The organism is Halomonas sp. B23F22_20, from assembly GCF_043496985.1.
GTDB lineage: Bacteria > Pseudomonadota > Gammaproteobacteria > Pseudomonadales > Halomonadaceae > Halomonas.
Genome location: NZ_JBIEKH010000004.1, coordinates 1 through 24,298, shown reverse-complemented (window position 1 = coordinate 24,298; position 24,298 = coordinate 1). Strand labels below are relative to the sequence as shown.

The following is a 24,298-nucleotide window of genomic DNA, read 5'->3' as shown; positions in this document are numbered from 1 at the left end:
ATGGCTGCGTAAAGGAGACCAACGATGAATCAGCGACACGCCCCAGGAAGCTCAGGCCGCGATTTGGGCCTGGAGACGCTGGTCGAGGAGTTAGGTGCCTGGCAGGCCGAGCATGCAACGGATCGGACCGAACCAGGCGCTCTTCGGGAGGCACTGCAGCAAAGAGTGACCAACGAGGTGCAGGCCTTGGCGTCGCTGATGGGCGGTGACGAGGATCGTCATCGCCTTCGGGTCCTGGCCCGCTGGCTGGAAGAGAACCTCGAGCGATTAGCTCCTGTACTGGATGCCCGAGAGGCCCGGCGGCTGCCGCGTAGCTGGGCCTGCGATCACCGTGACAGCCGCCTGCTGGACGAGGGGCGGGTACTGATGGCCAACGCCATCGACCGCGATCTCGAGGGCTTCGGTGCCGAGGTCGTCCAGGATCCCGCCGCGGACCTGGCGTCATTGCTGGTAGGACTGGAAGTTCGCGACGAAGCGCGACTCGCCCGCCAATTCCTGGATCTCTATCTACGTTTCAGCGGCGACTATGAGGCTGCTCGGCTGCTGTCTGCATTCCGGGTGTTGGAGTGCCTGGCCGGCGCGCGGCGCGCCCTGCGTCGCCTCGAGACGGTGGAGGGGGACGACGAGCGACCTGCCCTGCTGGCGGAAACCATGAGTGCCTGTCGACGCTACCTGGAGTTGGCTGAACGGCATGCCGAATTTCGTTTTCCTCCGTTGGTGATCGGGGTCGGCGTCTCTGGCAGCGGCAAGAGCCGTTTCACCCGTAACCTAGTGACCCGGCTGGGGGCCGTCCGAGTCGGTTCCGATGTCGAGCGGCGTCGCCAGCATGGTCTTCACCCACAGGCCAGGGATGGCGATGAGGCTGTGGATATCTTTACCGAAGAGGCCACCGAACGCACTTACCATCGACTCGCACAGTGTGCGGGGAGCCTGCTGGATGCTGGCCTGCCGGCCTGTGTGGATGCCACCTGCCTGACCCGCTCACAGCGCGATTGGTTGAGGCATCAGGCTGAGAGCCGTGGGTTGCCGGTGCTGCTGGTCAGCTTCGAGGCCGACGAGGTGACTCTCGAGCGACGTATCACCAAGCGTGCCAGACGACAGGGAACCGTGGTCGAGGATGGCTTGGCCGTGTTGGCGCGCCAGCGAGCTGCCTTCGAGCCGTTCTCTGACGAGGAGCGCTTTCACCTCGTTCGCCTGGACACGACCGCCGACAACGCCGCCGAGACGTTGGCCGGATTGATCCAGGAACACATGCACTGGAGCTGATGCCTGGCGTGGCCGGTCTCTATATGCCGGCCGCGTTCTCTCCCTGATGGTTCGTGTTAGCCGCGGTGTTACATCCACTTGTCATTTTCGATCTGATCTCTGTTTTTGGGAATTTAATACAAATTGTTGATTAAAAAGGAAATAAAGAAAACACCGACGACAGTGTCAAGACTGAAACAACTTTGTGAACTGTTTGTATCAATAAGTTAACTTTATGTTTTTTATGATTTTTTACCCATAATTCATACCCTTCAAGTCGCTGACTGTTTCACCAGGCTAACACTTGCCTGAGCCATGGCACCGATATTCCCGCCGAAAACTCCCCTCCCTTGCCCTCTCTTTGTAGATTTTCTCTTTTATATCAAAAAATTAACAAAACATGGCATGACTCGTGCTCTGTGTTACATGCCTGCAGCGGGATCCTCGAGGGCTCAAGACAGACCTTCGGCTGAGCAGGCAGAGAGAACCGACGCCGGTGTCGATCTGCGGATCGTCCGGCAGGACGAAAGGGATTCAGCCGAAACTGAACGGGAGTGTGATCATGAAAGCTTATGCAATTGCGGGTACATCCCTGCTGGCGCTGGTCATGGCAATTTCCACCGCCCAGGCCAACCCGACCAACAGCGGTAAGAATGCTTTCCAGGCTGTGGACTCCGATGCGCAAGCCATCGGCGGAGCCGGTGGAAATAGCATCGGTGGCAACGGTACAGGGGCCGGTGCTGCTAATGCCGATGCCAGTGGCAATGGCTCTGGCCATGGCTTCCTGGGTTATGGCAAGGGCTACGGCGATGGTGGTGATGCGACTGCTACTGGAACTGGCTATGGCGCTGGTGGTGCCGGTGGGCCGGTCGGTCGTGGGGGCGATGCCTGGGCCATGAGTGAGTCGTATAACACCGCGGTCAGCGTTATTTCCGAGCAGAAGATGAGCTCCGTGGTCATCGGCGGCGGTATCAAGGTCATTGGCGGTGACGGCGGTAATGGCGCCCATGGTGGCAATGGTGGCCTGAATGCGGCCGTCAGTGTCGGTGTCGGGCTCGGCGGCGATGGCGGCAAGGGCGATGGCGGACGCGGCGGTGACGCCGGTGCACTGGGCCTTGGAGCAGGCCAGGGCGGTGACGGCACCGGCGCCGGCGTCGGCCTCGGCGCAGGCAAGGGCGGCAGCTCTGACTCCGGTGCGCTCAGCGCCTCAAGTTCCAAGGCCGGTAATTTCGACCATGGGGATAACTGGGGGGAAGGCGACGGTACCGGCACCGGGGTGGGTCTCGGTGGCTTGCTCGGCCTCGGTGAAGGCAATGGCGCTGGCATCGGCGCTGCCGTGGATGGCGAGCAGACCGCCGCTTCTCAGTCAGGCTCAACGGCCGCCTCGGCTGCGGGTAATGGTGGTGCAGGGACTGGCACCGGCACCGGCACCGGCACCGGCACGGCCGGCGACGGAACCGGCACTGGCTGGGCTGGCGCTGTGGCAGGCAACGGTGCTGCCGGCTATGGCGGCGGCGGCGGTGGCGGCCAAGGCGTCGCCGGTGCGGCCTATGCCACTGGAGCCAATGGTGGCGCCGGAGGCAACGGAGGCAACGGTGCTGCAGCGGTGCTGCGTACCGGTGCGGCCAGCATCTCCGTGGCGGCCGGAGGCGTCTATGGTGGCGTGGCCAACATGAACAACTCCACCGGCTTCTACAACTCCCAGCTGTCCGGTACCAGCATCTCTGCTCACAGCGGTGTGAGTATCGGCAACTGATGATGGCTCGGGCCTCGAGAGAGGCCCGCTTGTCCCAACCGGGAACTGGCGGAGAAGGTCTCCGCCAGTTCCTGCACTGCCAGATTTCAGTCAGTGGAGGCAAGGGAGATGAAGCGTTCAGAACATACCAAGTGGTTCGCCGTCGGCGTCATGGTGCTTTCCGCCAGTCTGCTGTCGACCGCACACGCCGAGGAGGCACCGGGCGAGGGCTTTGGCGCACTGGAGGTCATGCCGACGGAATCTCTGGAACAGACCCGCGGGCGTGATGGCGTCAATATTCACCTGGAGCGCGTCAACGTACAGAGCGTTCAGGACATGGATGCGATTACTGCCGGGTCGAGTTTCCAGGTGCTCAACGGCGATATGGCGACCGGGAATATCACCTTCGAGAGTGGTTCCATGGGGCATTACAGCGGTACTGGCATCTTCAATAGCGTGACGGGTAATGCCAACGCCATCAATAATGCGATTGGCATCAGCGTCTACATTTCCAATCCATGAGGTGGGAGAGCCGATAGCGATGGTCATGCTCTCGTACTAAATACGGGAAGTGGGTGTCGTCATTCGCATGGATCTTTGTCCAGAGGCCGTGATAATGCGTAAGATATTGAAGGGCTCTTTCCTGCTGTTCGCTCTAATATTAGCGAGTGGAAAGGGCTTCGTCATGTCCGCTGAAGCGGGAACAGTTCGAATTTTCAATCCCTTTGGAAACTTCGAAGTTGAAGCCAAGAGTCTCTCGGAAATCAGTTGGGAACGTGTGGTTCGTCAACAGTACGATTTCAGCTGTGGATCGGCCGCCGTCGCTACCCTTTTGACCTATCACTATGACCGACCTACTACCGAAGCCGATGTCTTCGAGACCATGATCCGCAATGGTGATCGTGAACAGATCGAGACCTTTGGTTTCTCCATGCTGGATATGAAGCGCTACCTTGATACGCATGGGCTTAATGCCGATGGCTTCGAGATCACGCTGGACGACTTCATTCGGATCGGCGTTCCCGCCATTACACTGGTCAATACGGGGGGGTACAAGCACTTTGTCGTCGTTAAGGGGATGGATTCCGAGAACGTACTGGTGGGCGACCCGGCAGCGGGGACGGTCGTGGTGCCCAAGAGTATCTTCGAAGGCCTGTGGAGCAACAAGGTGCTCGGTGTCCGCAATGACGTGGAAGTGGCTCGGGCGAATTTCAACAATCAGCAGGACTGGCGTGTGCGTCCCCCTTCTCCCATCGAATCAGGGTTACAACGCAGAAGTGTGGGGTCATACTTGCTGACATTGCCAGGTGCCAACGAGTTGGGTAGGTAATATTCTCACAGGAGTTACCGACCATGAGCATGTACATGAACAGTGGTCCATCAGCGGGAAAAGTAAGTGGTAGAGGTCGCTGGTGGGCGGTGTTCCTGCTGACTGGTTCCTTGATATCCGTGGCGGGTTCGGGTAACGCATCCGAGGATATGCCGGGAATTCTTTCAGCAGGAACTCATGATATTTATTACCGGGGGGAAATCCTTTCTGATGATGGCATGATGGATCTGCGTGGCGGATTCAAGCTGGCAGGGATGGACATGAGCTTCGGTGCCACGCTGACCACCATGATCAACGACAGGGTGCGCTACATCACTCAGGTGGCTTTCGACAACGCTGGAACAAGGATATTGTCCAGCACACTGGAAAAATCTGGATTAGGTAGCGGGACCGTAACACCGATTGGGACGAGTGGCGGAAATGGTGCCCCTGGTTCCGGAGTGGGGCAAGGTACTGGGGGTAGCTTCTCTTCAGGTGGAGGAGCCGGTGGCGTAGGAAGTGCGGGAAGCAGTTCAGCTGTCGGCAATAGCGTTAATGCTGCCGATATTCGCGGTCAGCTTAACTTGGCGGGCTTGTCGGATTTTTCAGGCGTGCTTTTCAGTGATCCCGACGGTGGGATGACTGCTGCGCTCCATCGTATCACTCGCAATGCCATCGTCAGTAGCCTATCGACGACTGCCAGTGGGCTGAGCATCAGCAATGATGTTGACGTCAGTGTGCACGTCATGAACATTGGCGAAGTGAAGGCTTCCCGACAGCGTGCCATGATTCTCAACTCGCTCCAAGGATTACCTCGCTGAAAGTAATGTGCCGGAAGCGTTGTAAAAGCGTATTGAAAAAGGCTGCCACTGGCAGCCTTTTTCATGTATATCACTCCAGCGATATATCTAGAAAACATTAAGTCCGATGGGAGTCCGCAGGGTCAGTGTCGTATCCGGCGCATCCTCGGTGACCCCGAATTCGAGCCCCAGGTTGAAGACCGTGTCGTTGGACATCTGGTACGACCATCCCAGCAGCATGGAGCCGACGTTCAGGCTTCGGGTGCTCTGGGTGACGGAATTACCCGTATCGGGATTGACGAAGGTGGTATCCGTCTCCTGAATGAAGTCGTTCTTGTAGCCCAAGGTAAAGGACGACTTTGGATTGATCGAGTAGGACATGCCGAGACTGATGCGTACGGCGTCACCGGGATCAACCTCTTTGACGCGAACATCACCAACATCTTCGTTGATGTCATCCTTGAGGTTAAAAAGATAGCCTAGGTTGGCGAAATAGACCGCAGGCGCCGATGGCAACAGCATGGTCACGCTGGGCTCGATGGAGTGGAAGCCGGAGCCGGTTGCGAGTTCCTGTTCAATCCCGTTGTCGTCACGATCAACGTCGAAGGGCCCTTCCCCAGTGGTGGACTTGTAACGCAGGTTACCGACGAAGAAGGGGCCGCCTCCGCGGCCGCTGTTCATCTGATAGTGCGCCGCCAGCTCTATATCCCCCAGCCCATCACCGGACTGGCTTCTCTCGAGATCGAAAGGTTCGTCGGCTTCATTGACGCTGAAGTTGGCTGTGTCGTCGCGGTACAGATAGGGCAGGCGCAGCTCCATTTCCAGACGATCCGTGACCCCCAGACGTCCTGTGACGGCAGCGGTGAAGGTGTCGCGATCAATGTCCTCGGCAGCCAGCACACCGATTTGCAGCGTGCTCAGGATTTCAACCCCACGAAACGTCAATCGATTGACGCTGGCATGGGAATACTGAAACTCCGGCTCTATGACCAGGCGCCCCTTGGGGGTCAGGACCCCGCCGATGTCCGGAATGGCCTGTATCTCTGGTGCCTCTTCCGCTGGCGGAGGACGCTGCCCGACGGGTTGGATGTCATTGTCAGCGTTGCTCTGTGCCCAGGCTTGACTTGCCAGTGAGAATGGCACTAGGCCGCACGCTAGAGCGAAACCCCTGTGGATAAGCTTCATTATGCTGTCCCTCTATCCCTTTGGTATGAGACCGAGTGGCGCTCATGGCTCCGTCTGAATCGAAGAGCCATCCCCCTCAGTAGGAGACTAGAACAAATTTTGGATCTTGTTCATTAGCAATTTAGTTATTTCGAATGATCATGAACATGATGCCAATTGGAAGAGTGAAGCCCCCTCGAACGAAGTCTGGCATATGGGACCGTTGACGTGATGTTGTAGTACCGTTTATTGGATAATCCCTTGGCTTTCAAAAAGATAAGCAGTGGTCAAAAAGGCATTATCGGCTCTTGCTGACGCTGGACAGGTGCAAGATTTTCGAAGAAGTGCTATGCCGTCTCCAGGATTCTCCCTTGCCGCCAGTGGCTTCGTTACCACGGTTGATATCATGCTTATCCATCAGACGATAGAGGGTGACCCGAGAGATGCCAAGCTCACGAGCGGTATGCTGAATATTGAACGAGTTTCGCGCTAACGCTGCCATCACGACGCTGCGTTCGGCGATGTCTCGTGCTTCCTCCAGGCTCTCGGCATACCGCGAGGCTGATTGCCGGCGCTCGAGCCCGAGATCTGTCGGCCTGATCAAGGAATGCTCGCACATCACCATTGCGCGGCGAATCCGATTGATGAGCTCACGAATGTTTCCCGGCCATTCATAAAGGCGCATGATGGCCAGACTTTCCCTGGTGAACCCCCGCACTTGTATGGACTTTTCATTGGCGAACTGATCGAAGAAGTGTCTCGCCAGGATCTCTATGTCATCTCCACGTTCCCGTAGCGGTGGAATCTTGATATGAAGGACGTTCAGCCTGTGGAACAGGTCTTCGCGAAAAGTTCCTTTCTCGACGGCCTCTTCCAAGTTCACATGAGTGGCAGCCAGTACGCGAACATCCACAGTAATTTCCTTTAACCCCCCGACACGCTGAATCGTCCGATTCTCAAGGAAACGCAGTAGATTGACCTGCATATCCAAGGGAAGGTCGCCGATCTCATCGAGAAATAGGGTCCCACCTTCAGTCCCTTCTATGATCCCGACCTTGCGCTGGCTGGCACCGGTAAAGGCGCCCTTTTCATGCCCGAAGAGTTCCGACTGAATCAGATTGGCTGGCAGAGCACCGCAGTTGATAGCATTGAAAGGAGCACTGGCCCTGAGAGACTCTTCGTGAATCGCTCGCGCCGTTAATTCCTTGCCGGTACCCGATTCTCCCTGGATGAAAACCGGGGCATCGACCGTGGAGACCTTATGAATAGTGCGATACAGGGCCTTCATGGCAGGGCTAGCACCTACCATATGGCAATCCTGGCATTCCTCGAGCCTATCGTCATCGTGGTGTGCAAGTACCAGGCTGGCAAACGAATGCTGATGGGAAAGCGACTGATGTAGCTTGTCCAGGTCGGTCGAGATGGTGTGATAACCACTGAATAGTCGGCTTATCATCCTGCAGGCCGACGCATCCTTGATCACCGTTTCTGGAGTGACGGCAATCCAGCGAGTAGAAAATTCGTTGAGGATCCCCTCTATGCTCCATAGTGTTTCGAAACATGCCGTATCCAAGTAAATGATACCGACAAGAAAACCCTGTTTATTGTGCAGGGTGCGCTGGCTCTTCTGTATGTTTTCGACGTGAGTGATATTCCAGTCTCTGTCCTTGAGTCCTGAGACTATCTCATCAAGGTGGCCATCCATTTTTCCAACAACGATCAAATCGTTTGTCGCTTTCATAGCATAACCTTGGAATGAGGGCTTTGATTGATTAGTGAAAATGGAATCTGAGAATATTCTTTCTCCAGCGTGATAAGCTAGCATCGCTGGATAAATGTCATCAGATGGTTTTTCTCATTGGGCTCTCTCATTCTCCGTTGGCCCTCCTGGCCGTTAGCGGCGGCGGTGCCCCCAAGTTCTGGCGAGCCCAATTGACAGCTTGTAATCGATTGTGAACATCGATTTTCTTGAAGATATTGTAGAGATGAGATTTGACCGTATGCTCACTGACGAAGAGGCGATCGGCGATCTCCATGTTCGAAGCCCCTGAGCCGAGTAGCCCTATGATTTCTAGTTCCCGCTGGGTGAGCCCGCATGCCGGGCGGTAGGCATTGATCTGGTGCTGGCGATAGAATTCCAGCATGCGACCCATGAGCGAGCGCGACATCCACAGATGGCCTTCCAGTAACGTGCTTAGCCCCTTGCAGATCAGTGGCAACGGATCATCACGGTAGAAAATGCCCTGGAGATGCATGCAGGACAGCGTTTCAACGCCATGATCTTCATTACGAAGATTGAATGCGGCCAGTGAGGTATGAGGCCTTTCTGCAGCACGGGACTGCCATGCCTGCATGGTTGTATCCGCCATATGGTCAACGTCGAGAAGCACCAGCACATCGTTGGTATCGCGCGGCTTCCAGGCGGTTCCCGGCGCAGTGATGCTGACCGAGCATCCTAGCTGCTGGCGTAGATAGTCGGCAAATAGCTGTGACTGCGGATTCGACTCGGTCACCAGCAAGATCAGGCGCTTATCTTGTACCATTTTGTAACCTCAAGGGGCTGAGTTTGAGGTAGCTCATGCTCCTTCACGAGCATTGCCGCTCATGGCTCATTTTCTTCTGATCTCAAGTGTCGGACGTAATGTAAGCTTTTGTTACTAACTTTTAGCTATATGGACAATATTTTTTATAATATTAACTGTTTTTGATAAATCATCTCAGCATTATCAGTGTGTTATAGGCGATTTGTCCTAGTGGTGTATGAAGTTATTCATTCCTGCAATATGAAGAATTGCACACCGTGCAGGCTCGTTTGCCTTTGAATCCACCAGCCATCTGAGCAATGCCAGCTTGACTCCCTTCCTCTACCTCCTCCCCTCGCCCTAGAATGTGCCCCCATGAACATGATGGGCGAGGTGCACGAATGAATACTCCCCTGGTGCTAGCCAGTGGTAATGTTGGCAAGTTGCGCGAATTCGGGCGCTTGCTCGAACCGTTGGGCTTCGAGGTCCGGCCCCAGGCCGATTACGCGGTATCCGACGTCGAGGAAACCGGGCTGACCTTCGTCGAGAACGCCTTGCTCAAGGCTCGAGAAGCCAGCCGTGTCAGTGGATTGCCGGCACTGGCCGACGATTCCGGGCTGGCCGTTGATGCCTTGCAGGGGCGTCCCGGAATCTATTCCGCACGCTTCGCCGGTGAGCCGAAGGATGACGAGCGCAATAACGCGTATCTGCTCGAGGCCCTGAGTGAAGTCTCCGCCGACAGACGCACGGCTCGCTATTGGTGTGTCCTCGTCCTGCTGCGTCATGCGGAGGATCCCGTCCCGCTGATCGTTCAACGGAGCTGGGATGGCAGCATTTTGACTGAGGCCCGTGGTGATGGTGGGTTTGGTTACGACCCGCTGTTCTGGGTAGCGGAGCGGGGCATGACGGCCGCCGAGCTTCCTGGCGAAGAGAAGAATCGCTTGAGTCACCGTGGTCGTGCCCTGCGTGCCCTGGTCACTCAGCTCGATGCTCAGTCGCTATCAGCATGAACATGCCGTTGCCACCCCTCGCCCTCTACGTTCACGTTCCTTGGTGCGTACGCAAATGCCCCTACTGCGATTTCAATTCACATGGCGTGGGTGCGTCGGCGAATCTGCCGGAAGATGCTTATCTGTCGGCGCTGATCGCCGATCTGGACGCTGATCTCGCCCTGGCCGAGGGTCGAGAGCTGGTCAGCATCTTCATCGGCGGTGGTACGCCCAGCCTGATGTCGGACAGCTTCTATCGACGATTGCTGGAAGCCGTGTCGGCGCGACTGCCGTGGGCAGCGGACATGGAGATTACTCTGGAAGCGAATCCCGGAACGCTGGAGCGCGGTCGCTTTGCCGGCTATCGCGAGGCAGGTATCAATCGCCTTTCGATCGGAGTACAGAGCTTCCAGCACGCCCAACTGACCGCTCTTGGTCGTATCCATAGCGGTGATGATGCGCTTGCCGCAGTTGGTGAAGCTCGTGCGGCGGGCTTTGACAACCTCAATCTGGACCTGATGCATGGCCTGCCGGGGCAGACGCCTGAGCTGGCCATGACAGACCTGGAGACAGCCTTGTCGTTGGCACCAGAGCACCTGTCCTGGTATCAGTTAACCCTGGAGCCGAACACCGAATTTCATTCGCACCCACCTCGGCTGCCCGAGGAAGAGATCCTCTGGGACATTCAGGATCTGGGCCACGAGAGATTGGAAGCGGCGGGGCTTGAACGCTACGAGATTTCCGCCTACGCCCGGTCTGGTCGTCAGGCGCGGCATAACCTGAACTACTGGCGCTTCGGTGACTACCTGGGAATCGGTGCCGGCGCTCATGGCAAGCTTAGCCGTTGGGGCGATTCAGGCCTTGACATGGAGAGGCGGTGGAAAACCCGGCAGCCGGATGCCTATCTGCGTCGACAGCATGATCCCCGTGGTTTCCTGGCCGGGCGTGAAGCCATCGCGCCGAGGGAGCTGCCGCTGGAGTTCGCCATGAACGCGCTCAGGCTAGTTGAAGGTGTGCCACTGTCGATCTGGAAGGCCCATACGGGGCATCCTGTCGATCGGCTGCTGACCTGTCTCCAGGCGGCGAGAAAAAAAGGACTTCTGGTGGAAGACGAGGAATGGCTTCGAGCCTCACCTCAGGGTCTATTATTCTTGAATGAACTGCTGGCCCTGATCGATGAGACGGGCTAGACGCGTTGCCATACGTCAACATGGAGTCGACGACATTATGACCAAGACCGTTCGCATGATCGCGCCGCTGGCGGCCGCCGTCCTCCTGGTCGGCTGTACCACCACCGACCCCTATTCCGGCCAGACCCAGCGCAGCAAGACCGGTACCGGAGCGGCCATCGGCGCCGTGGTCGGTGCCGCCGCCGGGGCCCTCAGTGGCGACGGCAGCACCAGTCGACGCGATCGCGCGCTGATCGGCGCCGCCGTTGGGGCCGCCGCCGGTGGCGGTATCGGCGCCTACATGGACAAGCAGGAAGAGCAGCTGCGGCAAAGCATGGAAGGGACCGGTATCGGTGTCGAACGACAGGGCAACGACATCATCCTCAACATGCCGAGCAGCGTGACCTTTGGCTTTGATTCCAGCGAGCTGACCATGCAGGCGCGCAATGCCCTGAATGACGTGTCCTCGGTGCTGACGCAATATCCGGAGACGCGCGTCAATATCGCCGGCCATACCGACAGCACCGGCGATGCAGCCTACAATCAGCGTCTCTCTGAGCGCCGTGCCCAGGCTGTCGGCGGCTACCTCTCGCAATCCGGTGTCGCATCCAACCGTCTCTACATGAACGGCTATGGCGAAAACCAGCCGGTAGCGAGCAACGACACCGAATCCGGGCGGGCCCAGAACCGTCGTGTGGAGATCACCCTGACGCCCATCAACCAGGGCTGATCAGGCCTCACATGCCGCCCGTCGCCGGCCCGTCTCCCTCGTGGGGGCGGGCCTTTTCCTTGCTGAATACCCGATATCCGCCATGCTTTCCTACCAGCACGCCTACCATGCCGGCAACTTCGCCGACGTTCACAAGCATCTGACGCTTTATGCCGTCGGCGAGTACCTTTTACGTAAAAAAACACCCATTACGTATATGGATACTCATGCGGGTCGCGGGCTCTATCCGTTGGCGGCAGCTGAGACGGCACGGCTACAGGAGTACCAGGACGGTGTCGCGCGTCTATGGGAGGCCCGCTCGAGGCTTGCCGGCACCCCTCTGCTGGATGTTTGGTTGGCCGCACTGGCCGAAGCCCAATCCGGTGCTTCGCTCGATCACTACCCTGGCTCTCCCTGGTGGTTATCGCATCGGCTTCGGGAACAGGACCAGCTGCGCTTGTTCGAACTGCATCCCGGAGAGCACGAGCATCTTTCCGGTCAGGCCTTTGCCAGCAGGGTGAGGTATGTCCATGGGGATGGCCTGGCGGGTCTGCTGTCAGCACTGCCCGTCAAGACGCCGCGGCTGTGCGTGCTGATCGATCCCAGCTATGAGCGCAAGGCGGAGTATGAAGAGGTGGCCGAGACCGTGCTCTCGGCCATGCGCAAGGCGCGCCATGCCGTAGTCATGATCTGGTACCCGCTGCTGCCCGCCGGACGCCATCAGGTGCTGTTGGAAAGCCTGCGCGACGGCGGGCTGCGCAAGATCTGGCGCAGCGAACTGACGCTGGACGATCCCGGTGAGCGGCACGGCATGTACGGCAGCGGCATGCTGGTGGTGAATCCGCCCTGGGGCCTCGGCGAGCGGATCAATGAGGCCATGGGTGCGCTGCTGCCGCTGTGGGGACCCACCGCCCGGCATCGCGGCGACTGGTGGGTGGAAGAATAGTATTGTGGCGAGCATGCCCGACGCCGGAGCGTGTGCCGGGCGCTAGCGACTCGCTTGCTTGCCGAGGCAGGAGCTGTCGCGGATCTCGCCCGGCGGGGGGCGGAAAGCCGGTGCCAGGCCCCGACTTCTGCGCCCTATTTGCCGATGCAGAAGCTGCCGAAGATCTCCCCCAGCAGGTCGTCGGCGCTGAACTCGCCGGTGATCTCCCCAAGCGCCTGCTGGGCGTCGCGCAGGTCTTCGGCGAGCAGCTCCCCGGCCCCGTAACCCGATAGCTGCGCCTCACCGTTACAAAGTGACTGTCCGGCGCGGTCCAGGGCATCCAAATGACGCCGCCGGGCCGAGAAGCGTCCCTCGGTGGTCGTCGAGTATCCCATTATCGCCTTGAGATGCTCCTTCAGGTTATCCACACCCTCGCCGGTCTTCGCCGACAGCCGCACCACCGGGGTGGCTGTGGACAAGTCGAGACCGGGCGTTTCGTGGCTGGTATCCACCTTGTTGCGAACCAGGGTCAGGCGAGAAGGGTCCGCCAGGCGCTCGACGAATTCTGGCCAGATGGCCATGGGATCGAGCGCCTCGGTGGTGGCGGCATCGACCATCAGCAGTACTCGATCGGCCTTGGCGATTTCTTCCCAGGCTCGGGCGACTCCGATGCGTTCCACGGCGTCCGGGGTATCGCGCAAGCCGGCGGTGTCGATGACGTGCAACGGCATGCCGTCCAGGTGAATGTGCTCGCGGAGCACGTCCCGGGTGGTGCCTTCGATCTCGGTGACGATGGCGGTTTCCTGGGCGGTGAGGGCATTGAGCAGGCTGGACTTGCCGGCGTTGGGGCGACCGGCAATCACTACGCTCATGCCCTCGCGCATCAGCGCCCCCTGTGCTGCCGCAGCGCGCACTTCGCCCAGTTCGTTCTGCACCTCGGCCAGCTTGCCCGCCACATGGCCATCGGCCAGGAAGTCGATCTCCTCCTCGGGGAAGTCGATGGCCGCCTCGACGTACATGCGCAGCTCGATCAGACGCTGGACCAGTGTCTCGACTCGCCGCGAGAACTCACCCTGCAGCGAGCGCAGGGCGTTCTCGGCGGCGCCCCGCGAACTGGCCTCGATCAGGTCGGCGATCGCCTCGGCCTGGGCCAGGTCCAGCTTGTCGTTGAGGAAGGCGCGCTCGGAGAACTCGCCGGGACGAGCGAGGCGAGCTCCCAGCCGCACGCAGTGCTCCAGCAGCAGATCCATGAGCACCGGGCCGCCATGCCCTTGCAGCTCCAGTACGTCCTCGCCGGTGAATGAGTTCGGTCCCTCGAAGAACAGCGCGATCCCCTCGTCGATCATGCCGTGTTCGCCCCGGAAGGGGCCATAGAGGGCGTATCGCGGGGCTGGGCAGTGCCCCAGCAGGCTGGCGGCGATCGCTCGGCAGGCGGGCCCTGAGACGCGAATGATGCCTATGCCGCCACGACCGGGAGGCGTAGCCAGGGCGGCAATGGTGTCCTGTGGATAGAGGCTTTCGGCCATCGGTGACTCCTCGGTGAGACGTCGCTATTGTCCGTATCCGGCCCCTCAAACGCCAGACCCCCGCCGAGGCGGGGGTCTGGAGCAGGAGCGAAGACGCCGCTACGGGGCTTGCCGTTACTTCGTCTTCATGCCCTTGCCGACGTTGGGATCGGCCTCGATCCGACGCGTGATGAAGTACTGCTGGGCAATGGAGGTGATGTTGTTCACCACCCAGTAGATCACCAGACCGGCCGGGAACCACAGGAAGAAGAATGTGAAGACCACCGGCAGCAGCTTCATGATCTTCGCCTGGGTCGGATCCGGCGGCGTCGGGTTCAGCAGCTGCTGTACGAACATCGAGGCGCCCATCAGGATCGGCAGCACGAAGTAGGGATCCTTCACCGAGAGGTCCTGAATCCAGAACATGAAGGGTGCGTGGCGCAGCTCCACGGACTCGAGCAGCATCCAGTACAGGGCGATGAACACCGGCATCTGCACCACGATCGGCAGACAGCCGCCCAGAGGATTGATCTTCTCCTTCTGGTAGAACTTCATCATCTCTTGGGACATCTTCTGGCGGTCGTCGCCGTACTGCTCCTTCAGGCGCTGCATCTCCGGACCCAGCTTGCGCATCCGTGCCATGGACTTGTAGGCCTTGGCGGACAACGGCAGCAGGGCGGTCTTGACCAGCAGGGTCAGGATGACGATCGACCAGCCCCAGTTGCCGATCAGGTCCTGGATGTGGTCCAGCAGCCAGAACAGCGGGTTGGCGATGAACCACAGCCAGCCGAAGTCGACGGTCAGTTCCAGATGGGGAGCGACCGCCTCGAGACGATCCTGGACCTTGGGACCCATGTAGAGGGTGGCGCTCAGGTCGGCGGCGCTGCCCGGGGCCACGCTCTGCGAGGCTCCGGCGAACGCCGCCACGTTGCGTCCCTGTGAGTCGGTGGTCGCATAGTAGAGGTTCTTCTGGTCCTGGGGCGGCGCCCAGGCCGAAGTGAAGTAGTGCTGGATCATGGCGACCCAGCCGCCTTCGACGTCGCGGTTTTCGAAGTTGCCGTTCTTGATGTCTTCGAAGTCGACCTTCAGGTAGCTGTCCTCGGGCGTGGAGTAGGCGGCGCCCAGATAGGAGCGCATGCCCATCTTCGGGCCGGTCGAGGGGTCGCTGCTGTTATCGCGAACCAGTTGGCCGATGAAGCGTGCCGTGACCGGGGTCTCGCCCTGGTTGTCCACGAGGTAGTCGACCTTCACCGCGTAGCTGTCGCGATCGAAGGTGAAGCGCTTGATGACGTCGACGCCGTTGACTTGGGCAGTAAGGTCAACCTGCAACTGGTTCGCGCCATCTCCAAGTCGGTATTCGGTCTGTTCGGGGGTAAAGGTCAGGCGGCCCTGATGGCCTTCCAGCTGCAGGCCGGAGCGGGCCACGTAGCTGCGCGACTGGTTGTCGGAGAGCAGTACGAAGGGCTGGCCGGAATCGAGGGCGTACTGATGCTGGGGGAGGGCGGCGTAAACGATGTCGCCGCCCTGGGGATCGATGCGCACGTCCAGGACGTCGGTGGCGACGGCCACCAGGTCGCGGCTGTTGCTGACCGGGGCCTGGCCGGGAATGCTGCCGGCCATGTCTGCCGTCGCCTGCTGGTTGGCAGGCACCGAAAGATCATCGCCGGAAGACGCCGAGGGCGCCTGGCCCGCGCTTGAAATGGCCGGGGCCTCGGGGGCGGTAGCCACCTGACCGTAATCCTGATTCCACTGCACGACGATCAGGTAGGCGAGGACCGCCAGGGGAATCAGCAGTAAGAGTCGTTTTACATCCATGAGGGGTCTGCTCGATGGGTGGTGAACAATCCGATGGCACGATGCCACTCGACGGTCCGACATACGCAAAAGCCTGCCGAGGGCAGGCTATCGTCGGCTCGCCGAGCGTCCCTTGGAAGCGCGGCGGCGTCAAGCAGGGGGGCGTCTGGCATGATCATGCGCATGTTGGCTCCTGGCGGTGCCGACAGCAGTGTGCAGGCGCATTATCACTGACTTGCCGTAGGGGCATCATGTTTCGCCGCCTTGGCAGCCTCGCGTTCCAGCCGTCGCCACATGCCATGAAGCTGGCGATGGACGGTGGCGTTATCGAGTTCATGAACGCCGCGTCTGGCAAGCAGCACGATATCCACAGGAGGGAGTCGATGCTGGCTCAGGCGGATGGACTCGCGCGCCAGGCGCTTGAGACGGTTGCGGTCGACGGCTCGACGCACGTTCTTCTTGCTGAAGATCAGCCCGAGGCGAGGATGTCCCATGGGGTTGGGCGAGGCCAGGGCCATTAATCCCTTGCCATGGACCTTGAAGGCCGCCGTCTCGAAGACACGTCGATAGTCCCCGGCGGTCAGCAATCGCAGCCGCCGGGGAAAGCCCTGACAGGACACGAGGTCCGCGATCAGGCGCTCAGGCGCTTGCGGCCCTTGGCACGACGACGTGCCAGGACGGCACGACCGTTCTTGGTGGCCATACGAGCACGGAAGCCGTGCGCGCGCTTGCGCTTGAGAACGCTGGGTTGAAAGGTGCGTTTCATAACTCGTTATTCCCACGTGGTTTTTGGAACAAATCGGCGATTCAGAGGCGCCCGGGTTCCGGTGGGGAATCCGGGTAGATTCGGCTCAGGACCGGAAATTGTAGTGATTTTGTGCCCGCGGCGCAATTTTTCCTTGGCGACGCCAGCGGCGGCACCGGCCATGATCGGCCCATATGGCTACTACAGTTACTAAATAAGTCTTTTTATTAAACCCTGTTATTATTAATGGGGAAGGATTTTGTGGATAAGCATGATTTTCAATTAAAATACAAATAATTAAGCGATTCAATCTGGTGTGGATAGGCTATTGGAAAAAGGTGGAGGCCCCGTGGAGGAGCGGTGTACGTCTGCGGACATTATCCACAGGCCGGAGGATGTGCCCAGGTGTCACGCATTCTCTCCCGCGCTTCCAGGCCATATTATCCACAGGCGTGGTGGAATCTTGGGTTCATGTGGATAACCTGGCAATCGCACGATACAATGCCCGGTCGTTCTTCAACCCAATGGTGAGGTCGCGTGTCGCTCGCTCTCTGGCAACAGTGTCTCGATACCCTGCAGGACGAACTGAGTTCCCAGCAGTTCAATACCTGGATCCGTCCGCTGCAGGCGGAGGAAGGGGAAGCCAACCAGCTGCGGCTGCTGGCTCCCAACCGTTTCGTGCGCGATTGGGTGAGTGACAAGTATGCCAAGCGGATCAGCGAGCTCATGCGCGAGCTCGCCCCTGCCAAGCCCCCCAAGGTGGTGTTGACCGTGGGGAGTCGCCGAGCCGCTGCGGCGCCTGCCCCGCAGCCCCGCGAGCTGGGCGATCCGGTGTCCGCCGCGCCGCGTGCTCCGGCGGTGCGTACGCCTCCGCGCGGGGATGTCGCCGACGAGAGTGAGATCGAACGGCTTCGTGACGAAGGGGCGGAGCCCGCTCGACGGCCTGGTGGTGAGCGCCAGGTGCAGGTCGAGGGTAGTCTCAAGCACAATAGCGGCCTCAATCCCAACTTCACTTTCGAGACCTTCGTCGAGGGCAAGTCCAACCAGCTGGCTCGGGCCGCCTCGCGCCAGGTGTCGGAGAATCCCGGCGGCGCCTACAACCCGCTGTTCCTCTATGGCGGTGTCGGTCTCGGCAAGACCCACTTGATGCATGCGGTTGGCAATGCCCTGGCAGGGCGGCGGGAGAATGCCCGGGTCGTCTACCTGCACTCGGAGCGATTCGTCGCCGACATGGTCAAGGCGCTGCAGCTTAATGCCATCAACGATTTCAAGCGCTTCTATCGCAGTGTCGATGCGCTGCTGATCGATGATATCCAGTTCTTCGCCGGCAAGGAGCGTTCGCAGGAGGAGTTCTTCCACACCTTCAACGCCTTGCTCGAGGGGGGGCAGCAGATGATCCTGACCTCGGACCGCTATCCCAAGGAGATCAGCGGGGTCGAGGAGCGGCTCAAGTCCCGCTTCGGTTGGGGGCTCACGGTCGCCATCGAGCCGCCGGAGCTGGAGACCCGGGTGGCGATCCTGATGAAGAAGGCCGATCAGGCCAAGGTCGACCTGCCTCATGATGCGGCCTTCTTCATCGCCCAGAAGATCCGCTCCAACGTCCGCGAGCTGGAAGGCGCACTCAAGAAGGTCATCGCCGACTCCCACTTCATGGGCAAGCCGATCACCCAGGACTTCATCCGCGAATCACTCAAGGACCTACTGGCCCTTCAGGACAAGCAGGTAGGCGTCGATAATATTCAGCGCACCGTGGCCGAGTACTACAAGATCAAGCTCGCCGATCTGCTCTCCAAACGCCGATCGCGCTCTGTGGCTCGGCCTCGGCAGGTTGCCATGGCGTTGGCCAAGGAGTTGACCAATCATAGCCTGCCGGAAATCGGCGATGCCTTCGGCGGGCGTGATCACACCACCGTGCTGCATGCCTGCCGCAAGGTGCAGGCGCTTCAGGAAGAGAACGCGGATATCCGCGAGGATTACAAGAATCTACTGCGTCTGCTGACCAGCTGATTCTCCATATGCGATCGACCGGTCGGGTCGCCGGCCTCAATTCCTCCAGGACAAGAGAAGTGGAGTCGACATGAAATTTTCCATCTCCCGTGAAGCGCTGCTGCGCCCTCTGGCGCTGGTCGCCGGCGTGGTGGAGCGCCGCCAGACCCTGCCGGTGCTGTCGAACGTGCTGATCCAGGTCGAGCAGGACCAAGTCTCGTTGACCGGCACCGACCTCGAGGTCGAGCTGATCGGGCGTACCGTGGCAAGCCAGGTGGAGCAGCCCGGCGGCATCACCGTACCGGCACGAAAGCTGATGGACATCTGCAAGTCATTGCCCGATCAGGCCGAGATTCAGCTGTCCGTGGAAGAGGGCAGGGCGGTTCTGCGCAGCGGCCGTTCGCGTTTTACCCTGTCGACTCTGCCGGTCGCCGAATTCCCCAGCATCGAGGACGGCCAGAGCAGCGTAGAGTTGAGCCTGCCTCGTGGCACTCTAAAGCATCTCATCGATGCGACCTCCTTTGCCATGGCGCAGCAGGACGTACGCTACTACCTCAATGGTATGCTGCTGGAGTTCGCTACCAACCTGGTGCGCACCGTGGCGACCGATGGCCACCGCCTGGCCGTCTGTTCCCGGCCGGCCGATATTCAATTGGAGCCGTCCCAGAAATTGATCGTGCCGCGCAAAGGGGTACTCGAGCTGGTGCGACTGCTGGACGACGGAGAAGAACCGGTCAGCCTGACCCTCGGCGCCACCCACATCCGAGCCCATACCGGCGACTTTACCTTCACCTCCAAGCTGGTTGATGGCAAGTTCCCCGACTACGAGCGGGTGGTGCCCCGTGGCGGCGACAAGGTATTCATCGCCGAGCGTGCCGAATTGCGCCAGGTGCTGTCGCGGACTGCCATTCTCTCCAATGAGAAATATCGTGGGGTGCGCCTCAATCTCGAGGAAGGCAACCTGCGGGTGATGGCCAACAACCCCGAGCAGGAAGAGGCCGAGGAAAACGTGGCCATCGAGTATGCCGGTTCGGCCATGGAGATCGGCTTCAACGTCGGCTATCTGGTGGACGTGCTCAACGTGCTTGACGAGGATCGGGTGCAGATGACCTTGGCCGACCCTAACAGCAGTGCGGTGATGGAAGAGCCGGGTGGTGGCGACGCGCTCTATGTCGTCATGCCGATGCGTCTTTGACGCCAGCGTCGATTCTGCATGCCCTTAGATCGTCTCGTCTTTCAGGGTCTGCGTAACCTGCAGGCCCTGGAGCTCAGTCCAGGGCCGGGGATCAATCTTTTTGTGGGTACCAACGGCAGCGGCAAGACCAGCCTGCTGGAAGGCATTCACGTGCTGGGGATGGGGCGCTCCTTCCGCACGAGGCGGCTGCGCCATGCCATCTCCCATGAGGCCGAGAGCCTGACCCTCCATGGGCGCCTGATGGGCACTCCACCGTTGCCGATCGGCGTGCGCCGCCACCGAGAGGCCGACGAACTCGAGCTGCGCCTGGGCGGTGAGCGGCTGGAGCGCCTTTCCGGGCTGGTCGAAGTGCTGCCATTGCAACTGATCAACCCGGATGCATTTCGCTTGCTCGAGGGATCCCCGGCTGGCCGCCGAGAGTTTCTCGATTGGGGTGTGTTTCACGTGAAACACGACTTTCTCGATGCATGGCGGCGCTATCGCCAAGCCCTTAAGCATCGGAATGCCCTGCTCAGGCATGGTAGAATACACGATGCTTCACTGAATGCCTGGGAGCAGGAACTGGTGCTGTGGGGCGAACGGATGGATGCCTTGCGACGTGAGTGGATGGCGGACTTCCAACCGGTATTCAGCGAGACCCTGGCTGGACTGATAGAGCTTCCGGGCCTGAGCCTGCGTTATTCACGGGGGTGGGATCGCAAGCGCTGCCTGGCGGAGGTGCTGCATCAGGGAAGAGAGACCGATCGTCAGATGGGGTTCACTCAGCAGGGCCCTCAGCGGGCCGACCTGGGCATTCGCCTCGACAGGCGACCTGCCGTCGAGGTGCTGTCGCGAGGCCAGCAGAAGCTGGTGGTGAGTGCCCTCAAGCTGGCCCAGGGAAGGCTGCTGGAGCAGGCTACTGGCCAGTCCTGCGTTTATCTGATCGACGATCTTCCCGCCGAACTGGATCACACGCACCGCCGGGTTTTCTGCGCTTGGCTGGAGAAAATGCGCTGCCAGGCATTCATCACCAGTGTCGACCCGGAGGCTCTGGCCGGCTCGTGGAGCACGCAGACGCCGGTAGCGATGTTTCACGTGAAACGCACTGATTCGGGGCAGGGGCAGCTGCTGCCAACGGACAGACAGACTTCATGACGGAGTAGTCAATGAGCGAACAGGCTTACGACTCATCGAGCATCAAGGTCCTCAAGGGGCTGGATGCGGTACGCAAGCGGCCCGGCATGTACATCGGCGATACCGACGATGGGACAGGCCTGCACCACATGGTGTTCGAGCTGGTGGACAACTCCATCGATGAGGCTCTGGCGGGTTTCTGTAGCGAGATTCGGGTGGTGATCCATCCAGACGAGTCGATCACCGTCAGCGACAACGGTCGCGGCATTCCGACCGACGTGCACGAGGAAGAGGGTGTGTCGGCGGCCGAAGTGATCATGACGGTGCTGCATGCCGGCGGCAAGTTCGATGACAACTCCTACAAGGTGTCTGGCGGTCTGCACGGCGTCGGCGTCTCGGTGGTCAATGCCTTGTCCGAAGAGCTCAAGCTGACCATCTGGCGCAACGGGCAGGTTCACGAGCAGGTGTACCGCCATGGCGTGCCGGAGGCGCCTCTCGGCGTGGTAGGCAAGACCGAGCAGGCCGGCAGTCGGGTCCACTTCAAGCCATCTCCCGAGACCTTCCACAACATCGAGTTCCACTACGATGTGCTGGCCAAGCGACTGCGCGAACTTTCCTTCCTCAACTCAGGTGTGGCCATCCGATTGATGGATGAGCGCAGTGGCAAGGAAGAGCTGTTCCACTATGAGGGCGGCCTCAAGGCATTCGTCGATCATCTGAACACCAACAAGACGGTGCTCAACCCGGTGTTCCACTTCAATGTGGAGCGTGAGGACGGGGTCGGCGTAGAGGTGGCGATGCAGTGGAACGACACCTTTGCAGAGAATATTTTCTGCTATACCAACAACATCCCTCAACGGGATGGCGGTGCGCACCTGGCCGGCTTTCGTGCCGCACTGACCCGAAGTCTGAATCATTACATCGAGGCCGAGGGGCTGCTCAAGAAGGCCAAGGTCAACACATCCGGTGACGATGCTCGGGAAGGCTTGACCGCGATCATCTCGGTCAAGGTGCCGGATCCCAAGTTCTCCTCCCAGACCAAGGACAAGCTGGTCTCCTCAGAGGTGAAGACCGCCGTCGAGCAGGAGATGGGCCGCCAGCTCTCGGAATATCTGGTCGAGCGTCCCAACGAAGCCAAGGCCATCGTCAACAAGATGTTGGATGCGGCTCGGGCCAGGGAGGCGGCACGCAAGGCGCGCGATATGACGCGGCGCAAAGGGGCTCTGGACATCGCCGGGCTGCCTGGCAAGCTGGCGGACTGCCAGGAGAAGGATCCTAGCCTGTCGGAACTGTTCCTGGTGGAGGGTGACTCGGCAGGCGGCAGCGCCAAGCAGGGGCGCGATCGGCGTACCCAGGCGATCCTGCCGCTCAAGGGCAAGATCCTCAACGTCGAAAAAGCGCGCTTCGACAAGATGCTGTCGTCGGCCGAGGTGGGAACGCTGATCACCGCGCTCGGTTGCGGCATCGGGCGTGAAGAATTCAATCCCGACAAGCTGCGCTATCACTCCATCATCATCATGACCGATGCGGACGTCGACGGCTCGCACATCCGGACCCTGCTGCTGACCTTCTTCTTCCGGCAGATGTCGCAGCTGATCGAGCGCGGCCATGTATTCATCGCACAGCCGCCGCTCTACAAGATCAAGCGAGGCAAACAGGAGAGCTATCTCAAGGACGAACAGGCACTGACCGACTATCTGACCACTACCGCCATGGATGGCGCGCGTCTCCATGTGAATGCCGATGCCCCGGGAATCGCTGGCGAGCAGTTACAGGCTCTGGTGGATCAGTATCGTGACGTCATGCGCCGGATCGACCGCCTGTCGCGTGTCTATCCCGATGTGGTGCTGCGCAAGATCGTGCATGCGGCGCACCTCGAGGGCGAAGAGAGCCTGCGTGATCGCATTACCATGCAGAGCTGGATCGAACATCTCCAGGCCGAGATGGATGCCCAGGTGGCCTACGAGGGCGGCCCTCGCTATACCTTCCGCCTTGAGGAAGACAACGAGCGCGGCTTCCATCTTCCCGCGGTGAGCCTCACCGCCCATGGCGTGACCACCGACTATGTCTGGGGCGTCGACTTCTTCACCAGCGCCGATTATCGTGCCATCGCCAGTCTGGGCGAGACTCTCGACGGGCTGGTCGAGGAGGGAGCCTTTGTGGCCCGCGGCGAGCGGCAGCACTCTATCGCCAGCTTCTACGATGCCCTGGAGTGGCTGATGAGCGAGGCGCAGCGCGGCCTTTCGATTCAGCGCTACAAAGGGCTGGGTGAGATGAACCCCGATCAGCTCTGGGAAACGACCATGGATCCGGAAACGCGTCGCATGCTGCGAGTGTCCATCGAGGATGCTGTGGCCGCCGACATGATGTTCAACACCCTGATGGGCGACGAGGTTGAGCCGCGCCGCGACTTCATTGAACGTAACGCCCTGGTCGCCAATCTCGACGTCTAACCGGGCGAGGCGATGTTTCACGTGAAACGCTTCTAGCCCAACAGGGCTGCAAGCGTCGAGCGACAAGAAAACCCCGAAGGTTCAGCCTTCGGGGTTTTCTGTTACTGCGGTCGATTTCATACTGCTGATTCGCAGCCCGCAGCTTACGGATGCTTCTCGAGCAGCCAATCGACGAAAGCGGCCAGGTCGTCGAACAGGCACGTCCTGCCGTCGTCGGCAAGTTCGGGATGCTTGGCCAGGGTCCTTTCACCTTTGCCGGTACGAACCAGGACGGGTCGGCAGCCCACCGATTCGCCGGCTTCCAGGTCGCGTAGGCTGTCGCCGACCATCCAGCTGCCCGCGAGGTTCTCGATCTCGAGCTCGACACCCAGTTGCTTGAGCAATCCGGGTAGCGGCTTACGGCAATCACAGCCATCGCCAGGACCGTGCGGGCAGTGCACGATATGGGCAATCTCGCCGCCGCCCTGGACGACGAGGGCGTTTAACCGGTCATGCATGGCTGCCAGTGTCGCCTCGTCGTAGTAGCCTCGGGCGATCCCCGACTGATTGGTGGCCACCGCCACCGTCCAACCCGCCTTGGAGAGTCGAGCAATGGCTTCGATGGCCTGGGGGTAGGGCAGGAACTCGTCGAGTGTCTTCACGTACTCGTCGGAATCCTGGTTGATCACGCCATCGCGATCGAGGATGACGAGTTTCTCGGCAAGCGGCATATCGCGCTCCAGGCTAGATGTCAGATAGTCTGAGTCGGGAGTGTTTCACGTGGAACAGGCAATGCCAAGCTTGCCTGGACTGCGTCCGTCGCTGGAAGATCTTCGCAGCCCGCAGCCCGCAGCCCGCAGCCCGCAGCCCGCAGCCCGCAGCCCGCAGCCCGCAGCCCGCAGCCCGCAGCCCGCAGCCCGCAGCCCGCAGCCCGCAGCCCGCAGCCCGCAGCCCGCAGCCC

21 protein-coding genes are annotated in these 24,298 nt (G+C 60.1%); 13 read left to right on the top strand and 8 right to left on the bottom strand.

Features of this window, described 5'->3' with window-relative positions; all coding sequences use genetic code 11:
- The first annotated feature begins 24 nt into the window (after nt 1–24).
- The 5 genes from ACGTN6_RS03665 to ACGTN6_RS03645 all read left to right on the top strand — a co-directional run bounded on the left by ACGTN6_RS03665 (nt 25) and on the right by ACGTN6_RS03645 (nt 5,110).
- Entirely contained in the window at nt 25–1,266 is a 1,242-nt protein-coding gene (locus tag ACGTN6_RS03665; RefSeq protein ID WP_394589905.1) for an AAA family ATPase, read from the top strand.
- Between the two features lie 541 nt (nt 1,267–1,807).
- Nucleotides 1,808–3,001: a hypothetical protein gene (locus tag ACGTN6_RS03660; RefSeq protein WP_394589904.1), complete on the top strand. Its 1,194-nt coding sequence runs from the start codon at nt 1,808–1,810 to the stop codon at nt 2,999–3,001.
- 108 nt (nt 3,002–3,109) lie between these two features.
- A complete protein-coding gene (locus ACGTN6_RS03655; protein ID WP_394589903.1) occupies nt 3,110–3,502 on the top strand; it encodes a hypothetical protein in 393 nt (130 codons plus the stop codon).
- Between the two features lie 94 nt (nt 3,503–3,596).
- On the top strand, nt 3,597–4,310 hold the full coding sequence (locus tag ACGTN6_RS03650; protein ID WP_394589902.1) for a C39 family peptidase: 714 nt from the start codon (nt 3,597–3,599) through the stop codon (nt 4,308–4,310).
- Between the two features lie 23 nt (nt 4,311–4,333).
- Nucleotides 4,334–5,110, top strand: coding sequence for a hypothetical protein (locus ACGTN6_RS03645; RefSeq protein WP_394589901.1), 777 nt, complete (start codon nt 4,334–4,336; stop codon nt 5,108–5,110).
- An 87-nt stretch (nt 5,111–5,197) separates the two neighbouring features.
- On the opposite strand, the gene ACGTN6_RS03640 is transcribed toward ACGTN6_RS03645, so the two are convergent.
- The 3 genes from ACGTN6_RS03640 to ACGTN6_RS03630 all read right to left on the bottom strand — a co-directional run bounded on the left by ACGTN6_RS03640 (nt 5,198) and on the right by ACGTN6_RS03630 (nt 8,796).
- On the bottom strand, nt 5,198–6,274 hold the full coding sequence (locus ACGTN6_RS03640; protein ID WP_394589900.1) for a transporter: 1,077 nt from the start codon (nt 6,272–6,274) through the stop codon (nt 5,198–5,200).
- Between the two features lie 277 nt (nt 6,275–6,551).
- Nucleotides 6,552–7,994, bottom strand: a complete 1,443-nt coding sequence (locus ACGTN6_RS03635) for a sigma-54 dependent transcriptional regulator (protein WP_394589899.1) — start codon at nt 7,992–7,994, stop codon at nt 6,552–6,554.
- Between the two features lie 127 nt (nt 7,995–8,121).
- Complete coding sequence (locus tag ACGTN6_RS03630; protein WP_394589898.1) at nt 8,122–8,796, bottom strand: LuxR C-terminal-related transcriptional regulator; 675 nt, start codon at nt 8,794–8,796, stop codon at nt 8,122–8,124.
- A 380-nt stretch (nt 8,797–9,176) separates the two neighbouring features.
- Between ACGTN6_RS03630 and rdgB the strand changes: the two genes are divergently transcribed.
- The 4 genes from rdgB (at nt 9,177) to ACGTN6_RS03610 (ending at nt 12,588) form a co-directional block, all read left to right on the top strand.
- Entirely contained in the window at nt 9,177–9,785 is a 609-nt protein-coding gene (gene rdgB, locus ACGTN6_RS03625) for an RdgB/HAM1 family non-canonical purine NTP pyrophosphatase (protein WP_394589897.1), read from the top strand.
- A complete protein-coding gene (gene hemW, locus ACGTN6_RS03620; RefSeq protein WP_394589896.1) occupies nt 9,782–10,954 on the top strand; it encodes a radical SAM family heme chaperone HemW in 1,173 nt (390 codons plus the stop codon). Before rdgB ends, hemW begins: the two co-directional genes overlap by 4 nt.
- A gap of 37 nt (nt 10,955–10,991) precedes the next feature.
- The gene (locus tag ACGTN6_RS03615) at nt 10,992–11,663 is read left to right on the top strand and encodes an OmpA family protein (protein WP_394589894.1); all 672 of its coding nucleotides are present in this window, start codon (nt 10,992–10,994) and stop codon (nt 11,661–11,663) included.
- 82 nt (nt 11,664–11,745) lie between these two features.
- Nucleotides 11,746–12,588 carry a 23S rRNA (adenine(2030)-N(6))-methyltransferase RlmJ gene (locus ACGTN6_RS03610; RefSeq protein WP_394589893.1) on the top strand — a complete coding sequence of 281 codons (843 nt, stop codon included), beginning with the start codon at nt 11,746–11,748 and terminating at the stop codon, nt 12,586–12,588.
- Between the two features lie 134 nt (nt 12,589–12,722).
- Here the strand turns inward: ACGTN6_RS03610 and mnmE are convergent, their stop codons facing one another.
- The 4 genes from mnmE to rpmH all read right to left on the bottom strand — a co-directional run bounded on the left by mnmE (nt 12,723) and on the right by rpmH (nt 16,632).
- Entirely contained in the window at nt 12,723–14,093 is a 1,371-nt protein-coding gene (gene mnmE / locus ACGTN6_RS03605; RefSeq protein WP_394589892.1) for a tRNA uridine-5-carboxymethylaminomethyl(34) synthesis GTPase MnmE, read from the bottom strand.
- A gap of 114 nt (nt 14,094–14,207) precedes the next feature.
- Nucleotides 14,208–15,887: a membrane protein insertase YidC gene (yidC, locus tag ACGTN6_RS03600; RefSeq protein WP_394589891.1), complete on the bottom strand. Its 1,680-nt coding sequence runs from the start codon at nt 15,885–15,887 to the stop codon at nt 14,208–14,210.
- Nucleotides 15,888–16,093: 206 nt separating this feature from the next.
- Nucleotides 16,094–16,486 (bottom strand): ribonuclease P protein component, encoded by a 393-nt coding sequence (rnpA, locus tag ACGTN6_RS03595; protein ID WP_183388124.1) that lies wholly within the window; start codon nt 16,484–16,486, stop codon nt 16,094–16,096.
- Nucleotides 16,487–16,497: 11 nt separating this feature from the next.
- The gene (gene rpmH, locus ACGTN6_RS03590; protein WP_008959105.1) at nt 16,498–16,632 is read right to left on the bottom strand and encodes a 50S ribosomal protein L34; all 135 of its coding nucleotides are present in this window, start codon (nt 16,630–16,632) and stop codon (nt 16,498–16,500) included.
- 516 nt (nt 16,633–17,148) lie between these two features.
- On the opposite strand from rpmH, the gene dnaA reads away from it, so the two are divergent.
- The 4 genes from dnaA to gyrB all read left to right on the top strand — a co-directional run bounded on the left by dnaA (nt 17,149) and on the right by gyrB (nt 23,358).
- On the top strand, nt 17,149–18,618 hold the full coding sequence (dnaA, locus tag ACGTN6_RS03585; RefSeq protein WP_183388125.1) for a chromosomal replication initiator protein DnaA: 1,470 nt from the start codon (nt 17,149–17,151) through the stop codon (nt 18,616–18,618).
- A gap of 70 nt (nt 18,619–18,688) precedes the next feature.
- Nucleotides 18,689–19,792 carry a DNA polymerase III subunit beta gene (dnaN, locus tag ACGTN6_RS03580; protein WP_394589889.1) on the top strand — a complete coding sequence of 368 codons (1,104 nt, stop codon included), beginning with the start codon at nt 18,689–18,691 and terminating at the stop codon, nt 19,790–19,792.
- Between the two features lie 18 nt (nt 19,793–19,810).
- Complete coding sequence (gene recF, locus ACGTN6_RS03575; RefSeq protein ID WP_394589888.1) at nt 19,811–20,926, top strand: DNA replication/repair protein RecF; 1,116 nt, start codon at nt 19,811–19,813, stop codon at nt 20,924–20,926.
- An 11-nt stretch (nt 20,927–20,937) separates the two neighbouring features.
- Entirely contained in the window at nt 20,938–23,358 is a 2,421-nt protein-coding gene (gene gyrB, locus ACGTN6_RS03570) for a DNA topoisomerase (ATP-hydrolyzing) subunit B (RefSeq protein WP_394589887.1), read from the top strand.
- A 143-nt stretch (nt 23,359–23,501) separates the two neighbouring features.
- Here gyrB and gmhB read toward each other — a convergent pair whose 3' ends face one another.
- Nucleotides 23,502–24,068, bottom strand: coding sequence for a D-glycero-beta-D-manno-heptose 1,7-bisphosphate 7-phosphatase (gmhB, locus tag ACGTN6_RS03565; RefSeq protein WP_394589886.1), 567 nt, complete (start codon nt 24,066–24,068; stop codon nt 23,502–23,504).
- Nucleotides 24,069–24,298: the final 230 nt, after the last annotated feature.

Bases quoted from the DNA above. Each gene is read 5' to 3' on its own strand.
- ACGTN6_RS03615 (WP_394589894.1), top strand. From the start codon at position 10,992: ATGACCAAGACCGTTCGCATGATCGCGCCGCTGGCGGCCGCCGTCCTC.
- ACGTN6_RS03630 (WP_394589898.1), bottom strand. From the start codon at position 8,796: ATGGTACAAGATAAGCGCCTGATCTTGCTGGTGACCGAGTCGAATCCG.
- recF (WP_394589888.1), top strand. From the start codon at position 19,811: ATGCCCTTAGATCGTCTCGTCTTTCAGGGTCTGCGTAACCTGCAGGCC.
- gyrB (WP_394589887.1), top strand. From the start codon at position 20,938: ATGAGCGAACAGGCTTACGACTCATCGAGCATCAAGGTCCTCAAGGGG.
- ACGTN6_RS03635 (WP_394589899.1), bottom strand. From the start codon at position 7,994: ATGAAAGCGACAAACGATTTGATCGTTGTTGGAAAAATGGATGGCCAC.
- ACGTN6_RS03660 (WP_394589904.1), top strand. From the start codon at position 1,808: ATGAAAGCTTATGCAATTGCGGGTACATCCCTGCTGGCGCTGGTCATG.
- ACGTN6_RS03655 (WP_394589903.1), top strand. From the start codon at position 3,110: ATGAAGCGTTCAGAACATACCAAGTGGTTCGCCGTCGGCGTCATGGTG.
- ACGTN6_RS03665 (WP_394589905.1), top strand. From the start codon at position 25: ATGAATCAGCGACACGCCCCAGGAAGCTCAGGCCGCGATTTGGGCCTG.
- gmhB (WP_394589886.1), bottom strand. From the start codon at position 24,068: ATGCCGCTTGCCGAGAAACTCGTCATCCTCGATCGCGATGGCGTGATC.
- hemW (WP_394589896.1), top strand. From the start codon at position 9,782: ATGAACATGCCGTTGCCACCCCTCGCCCTCTACGTTCACGTTCCTTGG.
- rdgB (WP_394589897.1), top strand. From the start codon at position 9,177: ATGAATACTCCCCTGGTGCTAGCCAGTGGTAATGTTGGCAAGTTGCGC.
- ACGTN6_RS03650 (WP_394589902.1), top strand. From the start codon at position 3,597: ATGCGTAAGATATTGAAGGGCTCTTTCCTGCTGTTCGCTCTAATATTA.
- rpmH (WP_008959105.1), bottom strand. From the start codon at position 16,632: ATGAAACGCACCTTTCAACCCAGCGTTCTCAAGCGCAAGCGCGCGCAC.
- ACGTN6_RS03640 (WP_394589900.1), bottom strand. From the start codon at position 6,274: ATGAAGCTTATCCACAGGGGTTTCGCTCTAGCGTGCGGCCTAGTGCCA.
- dnaN (WP_394589889.1), top strand. From the start codon at position 18,689: ATGAAATTTTCCATCTCCCGTGAAGCGCTGCTGCGCCCTCTGGCGCTG.
- mnmE (WP_394589892.1), bottom strand. From the start codon at position 14,093: ATGGCCGAAAGCCTCTATCCACAGGACACCATTGCCGCCCTGGCTACG.
- ACGTN6_RS03610 (WP_394589893.1), top strand. From the start codon at position 11,746: ATGCTTTCCTACCAGCACGCCTACCATGCCGGCAACTTCGCCGACGTT.
- yidC (WP_394589891.1), bottom strand. From the start codon at position 15,887: ATGGATGTAAAACGACTCTTACTGCTGATTCCCCTGGCGGTCCTCGCC.
- ACGTN6_RS03645 (WP_394589901.1), top strand. From the start codon at position 4,334: ATGAGCATGTACATGAACAGTGGTCCATCAGCGGGAAAAGTAAGTGGT.